Annotated in this window: 16 protein-coding genes; 12 read left to right on the top strand and 4 right to left on the bottom strand. The window is 28.8% G+C overall.

Annotated features, from left to right (window positions below; genetic code table 11):
• Positions 1–156 precede the first annotated feature (156 nt).
• A complete protein-coding gene (locus J2S18_RS09455) occupies positions 157–1,458 on the top strand; it encodes a PTS sugar transporter subunit IIC (RefSeq protein ID WP_307486208.1) in 1,302 nt (433 codons plus the stop codon).
• A gap of 52 nt (positions 1,459–1,510) precedes the next feature.
• Here the strand turns inward: J2S18_RS09455 and J2S18_RS09450 are convergent, their stop codons facing one another.
• On the bottom strand, positions 1,511–2,185 hold the full coding sequence (locus tag J2S18_RS09450; protein WP_307486206.1) for an HAD family hydrolase: 675 nt from the start codon (positions 2,183–2,185) through the stop codon (positions 1,511–1,513).
• A gap of 124 nt (positions 2,186–2,309) precedes the next feature.
• Positions 2,310–3,866 (bottom strand): ABC-F family ATP-binding cassette domain-containing protein, encoded by a 1,557-nt coding sequence (locus J2S18_RS09445; RefSeq protein WP_307486202.1) that lies wholly within the window; start codon positions 3,864–3,866, stop codon positions 2,310–2,312.
• Positions 3,867–4,029: 163 nt separating this feature from the next.
• On the opposite strand from J2S18_RS09445, the gene J2S18_RS09440 reads away from it, so the two are divergent.
• The gene (locus J2S18_RS09440) at positions 4,030–4,329 is read left to right on the top strand and encodes a metal-sensitive transcriptional regulator (RefSeq protein WP_209797781.1); all 300 of its coding nucleotides are present in this window, start codon (positions 4,030–4,032) and stop codon (positions 4,327–4,329) included.
• Positions 4,330–4,364: 35 nt separating this feature from the next.
• Positions 4,365–5,342, top strand: a complete 978-nt coding sequence (locus J2S18_RS09435; protein ID WP_307486607.1) for a calcium/sodium antiporter — start codon at positions 4,365–4,367, stop codon at positions 5,340–5,342.
• 88 nt (positions 5,343–5,430) lie between these two features.
• On the opposite strand, the gene J2S18_RS09430 is transcribed toward J2S18_RS09435, so the two are convergent.
• Together J2S18_RS09430 and J2S18_RS09425 are read right to left on the bottom strand one after the other, a co-directional pair.
• Positions 5,431–6,761 (bottom strand): IS3 family transposase gene (locus J2S18_RS09430; protein ID WP_307486199.1). Its coding sequence is split into 2 segments (ribosomal slippage): positions 5,431–6,389 and positions 6,389–6,761, totalling 1,332 coding nucleotides; the frame shifts between segments, so codons are not numbered across the junction.
• A gap of 129 nt (positions 6,762–6,890) precedes the next feature.
• Positions 6,891–8,135, bottom strand: a complete 1,245-nt coding sequence (locus J2S18_RS09425; protein ID WP_307486196.1) for a hypothetical protein — start codon at positions 8,133–8,135, stop codon at positions 6,891–6,893.
• A 167-nt stretch (positions 8,136–8,302) separates the two neighbouring features.
• Between J2S18_RS09425 and J2S18_RS09420 the strand changes: the two genes are divergently transcribed.
• The 9 genes from J2S18_RS09420 (at position 8,303) to J2S18_RS09380 (ending at position 17,732) form a co-directional block, all read left to right on the top strand.
• A complete protein-coding gene (locus J2S18_RS09420; RefSeq protein WP_307486193.1) occupies positions 8,303–9,010 on the top strand; it encodes a DUF5058 family protein in 708 nt (235 codons plus the stop codon).
• A 9-nt stretch (positions 9,011–9,019) separates the two neighbouring features.
• Complete coding sequence (locus J2S18_RS09415; protein ID WP_307486190.1) at positions 9,020–9,685, top strand: hypothetical protein; 666 nt, start codon at positions 9,020–9,022, stop codon at positions 9,683–9,685.
• Between the two features lie 10 nt (positions 9,686–9,695).
• The gene (locus J2S18_RS09410) at positions 9,696–10,820 is read left to right on the top strand and encodes a M20/M25/M40 family metallo-hydrolase (protein WP_307486188.1); all 1,125 of its coding nucleotides are present in this window, start codon (positions 9,696–9,698) and stop codon (positions 10,818–10,820) included.
• A gap of 15 nt (positions 10,821–10,835) precedes the next feature.
• On the top strand, positions 10,836–12,026 hold the full coding sequence (locus tag J2S18_RS09405) for a M20 metallopeptidase family protein (protein ID WP_307486186.1): 1,191 nt from the start codon (positions 10,836–10,838) through the stop codon (positions 12,024–12,026).
• 371 nt (positions 12,027–12,397) lie between these two features.
• Positions 12,398–13,639 (top strand): arginine deiminase, encoded by a 1,242-nt coding sequence (arcA, locus tag J2S18_RS09400; protein WP_307486183.1) that lies wholly within the window; start codon positions 12,398–12,400, stop codon positions 13,637–13,639.
• A gap of 64 nt (positions 13,640–13,703) precedes the next feature.
• Positions 13,704–14,699 carry an ornithine carbamoyltransferase gene (gene argF, locus J2S18_RS09395; RefSeq protein WP_307486181.1) on the top strand — a complete coding sequence of 332 codons (996 nt, stop codon included), beginning with the start codon at positions 13,704–13,706 and terminating at the stop codon, positions 14,697–14,699.
• Positions 14,700–14,793: 94 nt separating this feature from the next.
• Complete coding sequence (arcD, locus tag J2S18_RS09390; RefSeq protein WP_307486178.1) at positions 14,794–16,233, top strand: arginine-ornithine antiporter; 1,440 nt, start codon at positions 14,794–14,796, stop codon at positions 16,231–16,233.
• 51 nt (positions 16,234–16,284) lie between these two features.
• Positions 16,285–17,229 carry a carbamate kinase gene (arcC, locus tag J2S18_RS09385; protein WP_307486176.1) on the top strand — a complete coding sequence of 315 codons (945 nt, stop codon included), beginning with the start codon at positions 16,285–16,287 and terminating at the stop codon, positions 17,227–17,229.
• A gap of 50 nt (positions 17,230–17,279) precedes the next feature.
• The gene (locus tag J2S18_RS09380; RefSeq protein ID WP_307486173.1) at positions 17,280–17,732 is read left to right on the top strand and encodes an arginine repressor; all 453 of its coding nucleotides are present in this window, start codon (positions 17,280–17,282) and stop codon (positions 17,730–17,732) included.
• Positions 17,733–17,865: the final 133 nt, after the last annotated feature.

Below are 17,865 nucleotides of genomic sequence, written 5' to 3'. Positions count from 1 at the left end.
CTTTTTAAGTTAATTTGGATATGCTTTTAGATAAAATATATGAAAAAAAGAAAAAAATTCTGGAAAATTTATCTGATTGTGAAATACACTTTATAATTAGACATTGGTATAATTACCTTGTAAATGTTTAAAGGTAGTGTGAGAGGAGAGAAGAAAATGAATAAGTTTTCACAATTTATTGAAGAAAGAATAGTACCTGTAGTATCAAAAATTACAACTATGCGTTACTTTAACGCTTTACGTTCAGGATTTTTGGCAATAATGCCATTAACAATTATAGCATCAATATTTTTATTAATAACAAGCTTCCCTATTAGTGGATATGCTGAATTTATGGCAGGAATTTTTGGAGAGGATTGGGTTTCATACATATCCCCAGCTTATAAAGCAACTTTTGACATGATGGGAGTTATGCTTTGTGGTACTTTAGCATACAAGTTAGCAGAAGATTATAAGCTGGATAAGTTATCAGTTATGATTCTTGCAATTGTTTCATACATTATAATAACTCCTAAAATGGTTATTGCACCAGAGTCAGGAGAAATAGTTTCAGGAGTACTTCCAATGGTTTGGCTTGGCTCAAAAGGAATTATAGCAGCATTATTTATGGGTATAACTTCAACTGAAATATTTAGATTTGTTGTAAAAAAGAATTTAGTTATAAAATTACCAGAAAGTGTACCACCAATGGTATCAAGATCCTTTAGTGCTCTTATACCAGGAGTCTTAATAGTTACTTTTTCACTTATAGTAAATGGACTAGCACTAGCAGCAGGAACTTCATTACATGAATGGATATATAAAATACTTCAAGTTCCACTACAAGGGTTAACTTCATCTGTTGGAGCAATAACAGTAGTTGGTCTTCTTAATGGATTATTATGGTGGTTTGGAATACATCCTTCTGTAGTTAATTCAATAGTAAATCCAATGTTAATAGCAAATACTTTAGAAAATCAAAAATTATTTGAAGCTGGGAAATTATCTCTTGGAGAAGGACATATTGGAACAATTCAAATGATTGACCAATTTGCAACTATTGGTGGGGCAGGAATGACAATTGGATTAATAATATCAATATTATTAGTTGCAAAATCACAAAGATTAAAAATGCTTGGAAATCTTAGTGCAGTACCTGCTTTATTTAATATAAACGAACCACTAGTATTTGGATTGCCAATAATATTTAATCCACTTATGCTAGTACCTGTAGCTTTAGCACCAACTGTTTCTGTATTAATTGCTTATTTTGCACAAAGTATAGGATTCATGCCACTTTTTAATGGAATACAAGCTCCTTGGCCAACACCAGGAATTTTTAGTGGTTTCTTAGTAGGAGGATGGCAAGGTGCAGTTGTACAAATTGTGTGTATAGCAGCTGCAACAGTTATATATTATCCATTTGTTAAAGCTTTAGATAGTCAATATAGAAAAGAAGAAACAAATACTAAAGTATAAAAATATATTTAAATAAAAAAGCTTACTTAAAAATTTTTAAGTAAGCTTTTTGCTATTTTAAAATATTTCTATCAAAAGAGTTAAAATTAGAAATTACAGCATCAACTGAAGGATTTAAAAGGAAAGTATCCTTTTTATCTTCAGAGGCTAAAGCAATTATTTTACCTATATTAGCCCTTTTAGCAGATTCTATTCCAGATAGGGAATCTTCAAAAACAATACATTCTTCAGGTTTTAAGTTAAGTTTTTTGCAAGCTCTTAAATACATATCTGGATCTGGTTTCCCCTTAAAAGTTCCATCATTAAATACTAAACTTTCTTTATTAAACCATTTATCTAATTTAAAGTTTTCTATGAAAAATATTACATTTACTTCTTCAGAACCTGTTGCAATTGTAAAGGGAATATTATTAGCTTTTAAATAGTCAAATAAATCTTCTGCACCTTCTGTAAGTTTAAAGCCTTCTTTATCTTTTAGACACATATCTCTATATACTTTTTCTTTTTTATCAGAAAATTCAACCCAAGAATCATCATTAAATTCTTTATTTAAAATATATTCAAGAATAGCTTTGTTTGTCCTTCTATGAACATGAACATCAAGTTCCTCATCTGTTAATTCAGAGCCTCTAAGTTCCTTTGAATAAGCTTTCCAAGCTATGTTGTGTTTTTCGGCATCTAAAAAAAGAGTACCATTAAAGTCAAAAATTACGCCTTTTAATTCCATAGTATAATCTCCTTATATAATTTTTATATTTATATTATATCAAAGTAATTTTAATATGCATAAATTTAAGAGCTAGAAATGTTCTAGCTCTTTTATAAAATATCATATGATTTTAATAAATATTTTAAACTATTTTTGTTGTCCAATCTTCACAGTTCCAAATTTCTGTTACTATATCATTATAAAATTCAGGTTCGTGAGATACTAAAAGAATAGATCCTTTAAATTCCTTTAAAGCTCTTTTAAGTTCATCTTTAGCATCTACATCTAAGTGATTAGTAGGCTCGTCAAATATAAGTATATTTGTTTCAGTATTTAAAATCTTACAAAGTCTAACCTTTGCAGCCTCACCACCAGATAAAACTCTTATTTTAGATTCAAGTTGTTTTGTAGTAAGTCCACATTTTGCAAGGGCAGCTCTTATTTCATATTGAGTAAAGCTTGGAAACTCATTCCACACTTCTTCAATACAAGTATTATTGTTATCAGATCTATCTTCTTGCTCAAAGTATCCTATGTTTTGATAATCACCTAAAATAACTTCACCAGATAAAGGCTTAACCTTTCCAAGTAAACTTTTTAAAAGAGTTGATTTACCAAGACCATTTGCACCAACTAATGCAATCTTTTGTCCTCTTTCCATATAAAGATTAAGAGGTTTTGTAAGAGGAGAGTCGTATCCAATTACTAGGTCTTTAGTTTCAAAAATTGTTTTACCAGAAGTTCTTGAATATTTAAAATTAAATTCTGGTTTTGGCTTTTCCTTTGTAAGTTCAATTCTTTCCATTTTATCTAATTTTTTTTGTCTTGATTTTGCCATACCAGTTGTTGCAACATTTGCTTTATTTCTAGCTACAAAATCTTCAAGTCTTGCAATTTCTTTTTGTTGTTTTTCATAAGCAATTTCAAGTCTTTTTTTATTTTCATCATATTTTCTCTTAAATTCATCATAATCTCCAACATATCTTGTAAGCCTTCTATCTTCCACATGATATATTAAATTAATTACAGAATTTAAAAATGGTATATCATGGGATATAAGTATAAAGGCATTTTCATAATTTTGAAGATATCTTTTAAGCCATTCTATATGTTCTTCATCTAAATAGTTAGTAGGCTCATCTAAAAGTAATATGTCAGGGTTTTCTAAAAGAAGCTTACCTAAAAGTATTTTAGTTCTTTGTCCTCCAGATAAATCATCAACATCTTTATCAAGACCTAAATCTAAAAGTCCAAGACCCTTTGCAACTTCATCAACCTTTGCATCTATTAAATAAAAACCATTATTATCAAGCATATCTTGAATAACAGCAGTTCTTTCAAGCATTTTATTTAATTCATCCTCTGAAACTTCTCCCATTTTTTCATAAAGAGAGTTCATTTCACTTTCTAAATCAAAAAGATATCTAAAGGCTTCTCTTAAAGCATCTCTAATAGAAGTTCCTTTATTTAAAACAGCATGTTGGTCCATATATCCAACTCTAACGTTGTTTGACCAAATTACTTTTCCTTCATCAGGCATAAGTTTTCCTGTAATAATATTCATAAAGGTAGACTTACCTTCACCATTTGCACCTATAAGTCCAACATGTTCTCCCTTTAAAAGTCTAAAGGAAACATCCTCAAAAATAGCTCTATCACCAAATCCATGGTTCATCTCTTTAACAGTAACTATACTCATTTAATCCTCCTAAAATTTTGTTCATACAAATAAGTTTAAAGGTACAATTATATTTTGTAAAGAAAAAGTGTAGAATATTAATGCCTTTTAAAATGTAAAAAAATAATGTAAAATAAAATAATAAGAAAATACCACCGGGAGGTATAAGGAGGTTTTTAAAGATATGGAAGAAAATAAAGATATTATAAATTTTGATGAGCATAATAAAAAGCTTAAAAAAGATATAATGAATAGACTTAGAAGGATAGAAGGGCAAGTTAAGGGAATACAAGGGATGATGGAAAAGGATGCTTGCTGTGGAGATGTTCTTGTTCAAGTAGCTGCAATAAGATCAGCAATAAATAATGTTGGTGGATTAATTATAGAAAATTATGCAATAAACTGTTTAGGTTTTAAGGAAGGCTCTGAGGAAGAAAAGAAAATAAAGGTTTTAGTTAAAAAAATAAATAGCTTTGTTAAATAAGTTATATAAAGGAGAAGAAAGGGATGAATATTTTTATAAATGTACTTATTTTAATTTTGGGATTTATTCTTTTAATAAAAGGAGCAGACATATTTGTTAGTGGGGCATCAAACATAGCTAAAAAGATAGGAATACCCTCAGTTATAGTTGGTCTTACAATTGTATCATTAGGTACAAGTGCACCAGAACTTGCAGTAAGTTCAATATCAGCCTTTCAAGGAAATAATGGTATTGCTATAGGAAATATTTTAGGATCTAATATTTTTAATACATTAGTTGTACTTGGAGGAACTGCTATTGCAAGTCCTCTTATAATTAATAAGAAAATAGTAAAGAGAGACTTTTTAGTTAACATATTAGTTGTTATCTTACTTTATGTAATTTCATTTGGTTTTGTATTTAATGGAACTGATGGAAGAATATCAAGAATAGATGGATTGATTCTTTTAGGGCTATGTATTATATACATAATATTTTTAATTAAAAGTGCTATTAAAAATAAGATTGTTTATGAAGTTGATAAAAATTCAAATAATAAAAATAAAGAAATAAAAGTGGGATTAAATATTATAAAAATAATTATTGGAGTATGTGGAATTGTTTTAGGCGGTAATTTAGTTGTAAATGGAGCTACTAATATTGCCTATTCTATTGGAATGAGTGAAAAGTTAGTAGGACTTACAATAGTTGCAGTTGGTACATCTCTTCCTGAACTTGTAACATCAATAGTTGCAGCACTTAAAGGAGAAACTGAAATTGCTATAGGAAATGTTTTAGGATCAAATATATTTAATATACTTTTGATATTAGGATTATCCTCAACTATAAATCCTATAATGGTTTCAGGAAACCTTTATATAGATTTAATATTTTTAATTGTTGTTACTTTTATAATAGGAGTTATGATCTTTTTTAATAGAAATAAAGAATTAAAAAAGATAAATAGAATAGAAGGAACTATTCTAATAATATTTTATGTTACTTATCTTTCTTATATAATTATGAGAAATTAAAAAATTAGTTTAAGTTTATAGAAGATAAAAGAAAAGCATGTCAAAATAAACTGTACCCCTTGTCAAGGACAGTTTAAAAAAGAGTAGACTAATTTAGAAGATGATTTCTGTATTGAACAGGAGTCATCTTTTTTAAGTTCCATTGTCCTCTAAAATTATTATGATAGTCTATGTAATTGTCTATTTCTTTGACTAGATCTTCAAATGTTTCACATGCCTTTATGTCAGCTTCATCTTTTAAATGTCCAAAAAAGGATTCCTGTGGGGCGTTATCCCAACAGTTTCCACGCCTGGACATAGATTGTCCTAAATTGTCCTTTTTGACTTTGTTTTGAAATATTGGACTAGTATAATGAACTCCCTGATCTGAATGAATAAATGAATCTTCTCTAAGAATATCACTATTATTTTTAATTAGTTTATCTAGTGTATTAGTTACTATATCTATTTTTAGACTTTTCGAAATGTTATAAGATAAAACCTCATTAGTAGAAGCATCTAAAATGGTCGACAAATAAGCTTTCTGACTATTTTTGAAAAATAAATAAGATATATCTGTTAGCAATACTTTACCTGGAGACTCTTGCTTAAATTCTCTATTCAACAAATTAGGCAAGACGGTATGTTCCTTTGTAGCCTTCATCATTCGTCTATAGGGATTAGCTTTTCTATGTGGACAAAAGATATTATATTTTTTCATTATTCTTCTTATACGTTTTAAGTTATAATTAATACCAAAATGATTTTTTAGTGTCATTTTAATTTGTCTAGCACCTTTTTTACGATTTTTAAAGTTGTAAGCTTTTAAAATATTATCTCTACTCTCTAAATCTCTAACTTCGTTAGACTCACGCTTTTTTACAGTAATAGATGAGAAGTACTTATAATAACCCGAGCGTGAAACACCTGAAATATTACACATATAGCTAATCATATTTTTAAATTTATATTTAGTAATCAAAGATTTTATAATTTCGAACTTTTCATTTGCTGCTACTATTATTTCTTTTGATTCACGCCCCTTTCTAACATTTCTAACTTTTTTAGAAGTTCATTCTCTGCTTGTAAAAGCTTTAGCTTTGCTTGTAGTTTCTCATATTTTTTCTCTAAAGATAAGTCTTTTTCAGTTGGTCTTCCTGTATTAAATTTTCTAGTATCTTGTAATTGTTCTACACCATTTCTTCGAAATGCGGAGCGCCATCTACTACCCGATGACTGTATTCTTTTTAAACCAATTACATCAATATCAAATCCACACTCTGCAAATATATCCCTTGGAAATTTACCTTTTTCATTTTCACAAATAAATAATCTTTTAAATTCATCAGTATATGTGATTCCTTTTTCGCTAATCTTTTTAACATATTTATTTTTAGATAGTATTTCTATATCTTTATTTGAAAATAATTTCTTGCTCATTTGTATTCACTCCTAACGTTATAAATCTATTATAAATAGAAAAACCCTATAGGGTAGACTTTTTTTATCATGTCTACTCTATAGGGTACATTTTAAAATCATATTTTTGACATGCTTTTTAAATAAAAATTATTCTAAAGTTTCAAGTTTCATTTTTATTGTATTTTTAGGTCTGCCTATTTTACTTTTTATGTTTTCCATATATTCAGCATATCCAAATTCTACAAGGGTTTTAGCTATTCTATTTGCTGATCTGTTTGTAAGTCCAAGTATATTTGCAAGTTCATTACTTGTAAATTTATTTCTATTAAGAGATTTCACAGCAATGTCTATATCTCTTATATGACTTGAACTTAATCCAGTTTTGTTAGCGATGTAGGTTATATCTTTATCAGAAAGATAATTAAGGGTAGTAGTATTTTTATTAAAATTCTTTTGTATCTTTCCATTGTATAAAACTATATGAGAATCATTTGTACAATTTTTTAAAGCAAAATCACAATTTTCTATAGATTTATATACTGTTGCACCTGTTCCTAAGCCTATTTTTATATTTGAGGATAAATCTTTCTCATTTATATAATCAATAAGTTTTCTTGCTCTACTAAGGCATAATTCATCATCATAATAACCTTTATTACTTATAATCATATAAGTAGAATTATTTTTTAACATAAACCCTTCAATTTGTTTTGAGTAATCTGAAATAAATGAAGATACATCATTTCCATTTTCAATATTTATTTTATGTATAAGAAGAGCTTTTTCATCAGCTTTTGAACAACGTATCTCATTTAAAAAATATTTAAAACCTTCTTTAATATCAATAGAAGAAGCTTGTATTCTATAAACTGGAAGTCCAATTTTTTTTAATAAATTATATACATATCCAAAGGCAGTGAAAATATAGTTTATTTTTCCTTTATAATATAAATCTAAATGTTGTTTAAGATAATAATCTTCTTCCTTTTTTATATCAGATTCAAAATGAAATATCCTATTTATTTTTATATCAAGTTCATCAATAACTTCTTCAAGAATATCATTATCTATAATGTCTATAGAAATACTGGAATCTTTTAATGAATTTCCATCTCTATCACAATCTAAAAAAGATTTAATAAGACCTATATTTCCTCTTTTAAAATATGAAATTGGACATAGAAAACTAAAATTAGAAATTAATTGATGATAAACACCTATTCCAGTTGCCATTATTCCATCTATATCATTTGGAAGTCTTTTTATTATATGGCTAAAGTCTTTGGCTTCTTCTTGAGTAAAACTAATAAAATTAATGTCTTTATAATTTTCTTTTAAAATATATATTATTTTATTTGCAGATTCATCTGTTCCTATTATTGCTATATTCATAATAAACTCCTTTACTATAGTTAAAATAACATATTTTAGAATTAACTACAATATTTATTGGAACAACGTATTGACAAACGTTTACAAATTTATTAATATTTAATTAAGGAAATATTAAAGACATAAAAAATAATAAAAAGACATATTAAAGATAAGGGGGTATAAAAATGGAAAAAAGTCAAATGTTTTATGCTAATAGTCCTTTAATGTACATAGTTTGTAGTGTTGGTATAATATTAGTTTTAGTTCAAACTACAATCATTTTAAGAAAATCTATTCAATGCACTAAGGATATGGGCATGGATCAAAAAAAAGTTAAGGAAGGTATGAAAACAAGTGCAATAAATAGTATTGGACCAGCCCTTGGGGTAGTTGCAAGTATATTAGCACTTGTAGTAACACTTGGGGCTCCAGTAACAGCATTAAGAATGAGTGTTATAGGTGGAACAAATTATGAAACTATGGCTGCTAATTTTGGTGCTAAAGCTGCAGGTGGAGAACTAGCAACTGTTATGGATCCAACAGTTTTTGCAAATGCACTTTGGACACCTGCACTTGGAGTAATGGGTTGGTTAATATTTGTATTCTTATTTGCTCATAGAATGGGAAAGGTTAACAATGTACTTACTGGAGGAAAGAAAGCTTTACTTCCAGCGGTAAGTATAGGAGCTATGTTAGGTGCATTTTCATATTTTAATATTGATAATTTTATGAAAATAACTACAAAGCCAGCAATAACGGTATCTGGAATTATCGGTATAGTAATAATGGTAATATGCCAATACTTAGGAAAAAGTAAATTTCCATGGTTAAAACAATGGGGACTTACATTTAGTATGTTTGGCGGTGCAATTATTGCAAGTTTATTTTTTTAGGAGGGAATTATGAATATTTATGAACAATATGTAAAAAGAGTAGTTAAAGTTGGTAGGTTAACAATGATATTAGGAATGATAGCAGTACTTTTACCACCTTTGTTAATGACCTTTTATTATGGTTTTAATCCAGGAATATCAGCAATAATAGCAGGAGCCGTTTCACAAATATCTGTATCTGGAGCATTTTATTTTAGTGAACCTATAAGTTATTATCCTATAATTGGAACAACAGGACTATATATGGAAACGTTATCTGGAAATGCTGTGAATATGAGAATTCCTGCTGCAATAAGTTCTATAGAAGGTTCAGGATTTAAAGAAGGAACTGATGAGGGTTCTTTAATGGGAACTATAGGTATTGCAATATCTGTCTATGTTGGGATATTCTTTGTAATTTTTGCAACATTTTTAGGACAAACACTTATTGCAAATCTTCCTGAAAGCATTACTAATATGTTTACACTTATTATACCAGCACTTTATGGGGGAATATTTGCACAATTTGCTGTAAAATCATATAAAACTGGAATATTTGCATTAGTTATAGCTTTTATAATGACTCAAATTGTTAAAATTCTTCCAGGTAATATGTCATTCCTTATAACATTAGTGTCAGTATTTTCAACTATAGCTTTTGCGAAAACACAACTTTCTACAATAAATAAAAATTAAGGAGAAAAAAATGAATGATGAAAGAATAAAAGAAATTTTAGAAAAATTACTTAAAATATATTCACCTACTGATAATGAAAAGGACTTAGCAAAATATCTTATAGAATTTCTTAGAAGATTAGGTGCAGAAATTTATCTTGATGAAGGATATAAAAATTATGGTGGAAATTCACCTACTATATTTGCAAAATTAAAAGGTACAGTTAAAGGGGAGGGAGTAACTTTATCAGCTCATATGGATGTTGTTGAGCCTAATAAAGATTTAAAATTTTTTTGGGATGGTAATATTTTAAAAACTGATGGAAACACTACCTTAGGTGGAGATGATAAAGGTGGAATAGCTTCTATATTATATTCTATTGAAGAAATAATAAATAATAATGTTCCACATAAAGATATTTATGTAGTCTTTACTCCTGGAGAGGAAAAGGGAATGAAAGGGGCTAGAAATATAGATTGGGATAAAGTATACAAAAATATGAATCCAGCAAAAAATATGATAGTTCTTGATAATGCAGGAAAGGCAAAATATGTTGCACATAGTGCACCTGGATGTTATAACTTTTCAATTACTTTAAATGGTAAAAAGGCTCATGCAGGAATAGAACCTGAAAAAGGAATTAATGCAATAGTTTTAATGTCTGAAATTATTTCAAAATTTAAATTTGGAAGAATTAATGATAAAACTACTGCAAATATATCTGAAATTAATTCAGAATTTCCTTCAAATGTAGTACCTGATATATGTATAGCAAAAGGTGAAATGAGAAGTCATGATCTTAATGTATTAGATAAAATGATTGAAGACCTTAATAAAATATCAGAGGAAGTTACTAAAAGGTATAATGCATCTTATAAACTTGATTATACTTGTGAATATCCTGTACTTAAACCACTGGATAATTTAGAATTTGCAAAGGAATTTGTTAATGTATATAAATCAATTGGAGTTGATGCAAAGCTTCAGGTCATAGGTGGAGGCTCTGATAGTAACTTTTTTGCTAAAGAAGGATTTAATTCAATAATTATAGGTGTTGGAATGGAAAAAGTACATACTACAGAGGAATATCTAGATTTAGAAGAATTAAAAAAATCTACAAAAGCACTTATAAAGTATTTGAGCATAGAAAATTAGAAGTAAGGTGAAAAAATGAATTATATTCAATTGGCAAAGGAAAAGGAAGAATTATGCATTAAAATAAGACGTGATCTTCACAAAATACCAGAACTCGAATTAAATCTTCCTAAAACAGTAAATTATATAACAAATCTATTAATGAAATGGAATATTGAATATGATCTTCTTGTAAATGGAAATGCTATTGTTGCTAGAGTATATGGAAAAAAAGGTGATAAATGTTTAGCGATAAGAGCTGATATGGATGCACTTCCAATTATTGAGGAAACAGATTTATTTTATAAGTCAATACATGAAGGGAAAATGCATGCTTGTGGGCATGATGGTCATATGGCAATGGCTTTAGTTGCATGCAAAATTCTTTCAGAGAATACTGATAAGTTTAATGGATGTGTTAAATTTTTATTTCAACCTGGAGAAGAAATACCAGGTGGTGCAAAGTTAATGATAAAGGAAGGATGTATGAAAAATCCTGATGTAGATTATATAATTGGCTTGCATGAGGGTGGGCTTATAGACGAACTTAATACAGGAGAAATTGGATTTAAATGTGGATCATTAATGGCTTCTATGGATAAGTTTGAGATAACTGTACATGGAAAAGGTGGACATGGGGCACACCCAGAGGATTGTGTAGATTCTATAGTTATAATGAGTGAAATAATACTAGGGATACAGAAAATAGTAAGTCGGGAGGTATCACCTACATCACAGGCTGTAATATCCTGTTGTAAAATAAATGGAGGTACTACTCAAAATATTATTCCTGATACTGTATCTGTATTAGGAACGGCAAGAGCTTTGGATGAAAAAACTCAGGATCTTATAGAAAAAAGGTTAAAGGAAATATCATGTAAAATAGCGGAAGCTTATAAAGCTACAGCAGAGGTTAATTATAAAAGGTACTATCCAGTACTTATAAATGATTATATGTTTACTGAGGATGTATTTGATATAGCAACATCACTATTTGGTAAGAAATATGTAAAAAGAATAAATACTCCTACTATGGGTGGTGAGGATATGTCGTTATTTTTAAAAGAAGTTCCTGGAACTTATTTTATGCTTACAAATTTAAAAACATCATCAAATGGTATTAGATATCCTCATCATAGTTCGAAATTTGATGTAATTGAGGATGAATTTTATAAGGGAATTGCAATTTTTGTTGCAGTTGCAATTAATAAATTAAATATAAAATAGAATATATAATAAAAATGGAGATATTGCTTTTAAAAACAATATCTCCATTTTTATAAAATTATATATCTCTAAATAAAAAATTTTGAAAATTTTTTTATTCGCATTTTATACATAGTTTATTCATAAAATTATAATAAATAGATATTTTACATAGATGAAAAATGGGGAATAATCTAAAAAAATAGTACTTACAAAAATTTTTAAAAAAAGTTAATGAATAAAGTTGTAAAACGTATACAAAATTACGAAAAATACCCCCTTGATAATAATTTTCTTTTTTATTATAGTAACAATTGTAAAGAAAAATTAATTTAAAATTTAAAAAGTAAACAAAAACTTTACAAATAAGAAGGGAAAGAGGAGTGATTATGATGATGGGGAACAGAGCTTTAAATGTTACATCAGAAATTGGAAGACTAAAAACAGTATTACTACATAGACCTGGAGAAGAGGTTGAAAATTTAACTCCAGATTTATTAGATAGATTATTGTTTGATGATATTCCATATTTAAAGATAGCTAGGGAAGAACATGATGCATTTGCACAAACTTTAAGAGATGCTGGTGTGGAAGTTCTTTACTTAGAAATTCTTGCAGCTGAAGCAATTGCAACTGATGAAAAAGTAAAATCAGAATTTATAAGTGAATTTATTGATGAAGCGGGAATTGAAAGTGAATCTTTAAAAGAGGCTTTAACTAAATACTTTTTAAGTTTTGAAAACAAAGCTATGGTTGATAAGATGATGGCTGGAGTTAGGAAGGAAGAGTTAAAAGAGTATAGCCGGGATTCTTTATATGATTTAGTAAACAATACTTATCCTTTTGTATGCGATCCAATGCCAAATCTTTATTTTACAAGAGACCCATTTGCAACAATAGGTCATGGAGTTTCTTTAAATCATATGAGAACTGAAACTAGAAATAGAGAAACAATTTTTGCAAAGTATATTTTTAAATATCATCCAAGATTTAAAGATAAGGATATTCCATTCTGGTTTAATAGAGATGAAAACACTTCAATAGAGGGTGGAGACGAATTAATAATATCAAAGGATACTGTAGCAATAGGTATTTCTCAAAGAACTGATTCAGCTTCAGTTGAAAAGTTAGCAAAAAAATTATTATTTAATAAAGATACTTCTTTTAAAACTGTGCTTGCATTCCAAATACCAGTAAGTAGAGCATTTATGCATCTAGATACAGTATTTACTCAAGTTGATTATGATAAATTCACAGTTCATCCAGGAATTGTAGGTCCATTAAATGTTTATGCAATAACAAAAAATGAAAAGGTTGAAGGGGCACTTAAAACTGTAAAAGAAGTAGATAGTTTAGAAAATATTTTAAGCAGATATTTAGATACAAAGGTTACATTAATTAAATGTGGTGGCGGAGATGAAATCATCGCAGCAAGAGAACAATGGAATGATGGTTCAAACACTCTTGCAATAGCACCAGGAGAAGTTGTAGTTTACTCAAGAAATTATGTAACTAATGCATTATTAGAAGAACATGGAGTAAAACTACATGTAATTCCATCATCAGAATTATCAAGAGGTAGAGGTGGCCCAAGATGTATGTCAATGCCACTAGTTAGAGAAGATTTAAAATAAGGAATAATATAGATTTATTTACAACTAAGAAGAATTTTTTTAGATGATTTAGGAGGAATAAAAAATGGCAGTTAACTTAAAAGGAAGAAGTTTTTTAACTTTAAAAGATTTTACACCAGAGGAAATTAGATATCTTTTAGACCTTTCCCGTGACTTAAAGGCAAAAAAGAGAGCTGGAATCTTAGGGGATACTTTAAAAGGAAAAAATGTTGTATTATTATTTGAAAAAACATCAACTAGAACAAGATGTGCATTTGAATGTGGAGCAGCTGAAGAAGGAGCTCACGTAACATTTTTAACTAACTCCCAAATGGGTAAAAAAGAATCAATAGAAGATACTGCAAAGGTACTTGGAAGAATGTACGATGGTATCGAATTTAGAGGATTTGCTCAATCAACAGTTGAAGAACTTGCAAAATATGCAGGAGTACCAGTTTGGAATGGTTTAACAGATGCAGACCATCCAACTCAAATATTAGCAGACCTTCTTACAATAGAAGAACATGCTCATAAGCCACTTAGTGAAATTAAATTAGTATTTACTGGTGATATAAGAAACAATATGAGCTATGCATTAATGTATGGAGCTGCTAAAATGGGAATGCATTTTGTAGCACTTGGACCTAAGAGCTTAGCTCCAGATGAAAATATAGTAAAAGAAATGCAAGAATATTCAAAGCAAACAGGAGCTACAATTGAAGTAACAGATAATGTTGATGAAGCTGTTAAAGGTGCTGATGTTATCTATACTGATATTTGGGTATCAATGGGAGAAGATGAAACTCTTTATAAAGAAAGAGTTGAATTATTAACTCCATATAAAGTAACTACTGAAATGATGAATAAAACAGGTAATAAAAATACTTTATTTATGCACTGCCTTCCATCATATCATGATATGACAACTGAGGTTGCAATTGATATAAGAGAAAGATTAGGTTGCGATATAAGAGAAGTTGAAGATGAAGTATTTAGAAGTAAAAATTCAGTAGTATTTGATGAAGCTGAAAATAGAATGCATACTATTAAAGCCGTAATGGTTGCAACTGCAGGAAAGTAATTTTAAGAAAGCAATTTAATATAAGCCGGTTATTTAAAGTTAATAGCCGGCTAAAATTTTATAAAAATTAAATGAAAAAGGAGTGGGGAAATTTATGTCAGAACATTCAAATGGGGAACAAAGAAATCTTGGGTTTGCTTCTTTGGCAGCATTAATTGTTGGTTCCATGATTGGTGGTGGAGCATTTAGCTTACCAGCAGATATGGCAGCAGGAGCAGGAACTGGCGCAATTATTTTAGGTTGGGTTATAACAGGTATTGGTATGATAGCATTTGCATTTGTTTATCAAATGTTAGCAAATAGAAAACCAGAATTAAGTGGTGGTGTATATAGCTATGCTAAAGCTGGCTTTGGTGATTATATAGGATTCAATTCAGCATGGGGATATTGGTTAAGTGCTTGGATTGGAAATGTATCATATTCAGTATTATTATTTGGAGCTATAGGATATTTTGTTCCAATGTTTGGTGAAGGTAATAATTTAGCATCAATTATAGGAGCTTCAATATTAGTATGGGGATTTACTTTATTAATACTTAATGGAGTAAGTGGAGCTGCTTTTGTTAATTTAATTACAACTATAGCAAAACTAGTACCTATTTTTGTATTTATAGTAGTAGCAATATTTGCATTTAATTTTGATAACTTTACATTTGAATTTTGGGGTTCAACAGACCTTGGAAGTATAGTAGATCAAGCTAAAAATACAATGCTTGTAACATTATGGTGTTTTATCGGTATTGAAGGTGCAGTTGTTGTATCAGGTAGAGCAAAGAGACAAAGTGATGTTGGTAAGGCAACTGTAGTTGGGTTAATAGGAACTTTATGTATATATCTTTTAGTTTCATTAATGTCACTTGGTGTAATGAATAGAGTTGATCTTGCAGGACTTGGAAATCCATCAATGGCTTATGTTTTAGAATTTGCCGTTGGTAAATGGGGAGCTGTTTTAATTAATTTAGGACTAATAATATCATTATTTGGAGCATTACTTGGTTGGGCATTACTTGCAGCAGAAATTCCATTTGTTGCAGCTAAAGATGGAGCTCTTCCAAAAATATTTGCAAAGACTAACAAAAAGGGAGCACCAGCTGCATCATTAATTATAACAACTATATTAGTACAAATTTTCTTAGTTATGACATTAGTAGCTAACAGTACTTATCAAGCTTTATATTCAGTTGCTAGTACTGCAATACTTGTACCATATCTTTTAAGTGCTTTTTATGGATTAAAATTAGTTATGAGTGGAGAAACTTATGATGTAAATCCAGAAGGAAGAACAAAGGATAAAATATGTGCAATAATTGCATCAATATATACTATATGGCTTGTATATGCAGCTGGATTAAAGTATTTATTACTTTGTGCAATTCTTTATGCAGTAGGTATAATAGTATACTATTTTGCAAAAAAACAAAATAATCCAAATGCTAAAGCATTCCAAGGAAAAGATATGTTTATTGCAATATTTATATTATTAGCAGCTGTATTTGCAATTTATTCATTAGTAACAGGTTCAATAACAATTTAATTAATAAAATTAAAAATAATAGATTATCATAAGATAAGAAGGAGGAGACAAATGAAGATAGTATTAGCATTAGGCGGTAATGCATTACAATCCGATAGTAAAGATAAAAGTGCTGAAGGACAATTAAAAACTTGTAAAGAAACAGCAAAGTCTGTAGTTGATTTAATAAAAGAAGGACATGAAGTTTCTATAGTACATGGAAATGGACCACAGGTTGGACAAATACTTGCAAGTATAGAGGCTGCATATCAAGCAGATTCAAGTAATACATTATTCCCATTTGATGTTGTAGGAGCATTTTCACAAGGATATATAGGATATCATCTACAAAATGCAATAAGGGAAGAACTTAATAAAAGAGATATAAATAAATCAGTTCAAACTATTGTAACTCAAGTAGTTGTAGATAAAGATGATAGTGGATTTAAAAATCCAACAAAACCAATAGGATCATTTTATAGTAAAGAGGAAGCTTTAAAATTAGAAGAAGATAAAGGTTATGTTATGAAAGAAGATGCAGGTCGTGGATATAGAAGAGTTGTTGCATCACCAAAGCCTGTTGATATAGTTGAAAAGGAAGCATTAAAGAAAATGATTTCTGATGGATTTGTAGTTATTGCATGTGGTGGAGGTGGTATTCCAGTTGTTAGAGATAATTTTGAATTAACTGGAGTTCCAGCTGTTATAGATAAAGATTTAGCAGCAGAAAAATTAGCTGAAATATTAGATGCAGATGTACTTTTAATTCTTACAGCAGTTGATAGGGTTTGTGTAAACTTTAATAAACCAAATCAAAAAGAATTAACTGAAATTAATCTTGAAGAAGTAGATAAATATATTGAAGAAGGACAATTTGCCCCAGGAAGTATGTTACCAAAGGTTGAAGCTTGCAAAAAGTTTGTTAAGTCAGGGGAAAATAAGGTAGCTATAATTGCATCACTTCAAAAGGCAGTAGATGCTCTAAGTTCTAAAGCAGGAACTAGAATAATTAAATAATATTTAGTATTTAATATTAGGTAAAGTGGTCATTTATGGGAGAATTGTTTGTGGAAAATAAACTTAAGAAGAGAAGAAAAGAAATAATTAAAATAATAGAGAAAAATAATATAACAAAACAGGATCAACTTGTAATTGAACTTAAATATAAAGGAATTAATGTTACTCAAGCTACACTATCTAGAGATTTAAGAGAAATGAATATAATTAGAAGGCTAAATAGTAATAAGCAATATAAGTATATAATGATTACTAAGGAAGATATAGCTAAAAGATGTCAACGTGTATTTAAAGAGGCAGTAGTAAGCATTTATATTCAAGAATATTTTGTAACATTAAAAACAATGAATGGTATGGCATCAGCTGTTGGAGAACTTATTGATAGGTTATCTGACAAAAGAATTGCAGGAACAGTTGCAAGTGGAAATAATGTTTTAGTTTTATGCAAAAGTAAAGAATATTCAAAATATGTTTTTAAAGAATTAAATGATTTAAGACTTTAATTAATAAATTTATGGAGGAGGTATTACACAAATACTTCCTCTTTTTTTGTATTTAGAATACCACCTGCTATGCGGGTGGTTCTAAAAAGCTTTCAGCGGTGAGTAGAAAATAAAAAACCTCCATTGTAAAATT

Origin of the sequence: Eubacterium multiforme (genome assembly GCF_030813415.1) — a bacterium.
Classification (GTDB): Bacteria; Bacillota; Clostridia; order Clostridiales; family Clostridiaceae; genus Clostridium; species Clostridium multiforme.
Note: the sequence above shows the minus strand (reverse complement) of the source record. Positions and strands in the feature narration are given on the sequence as shown.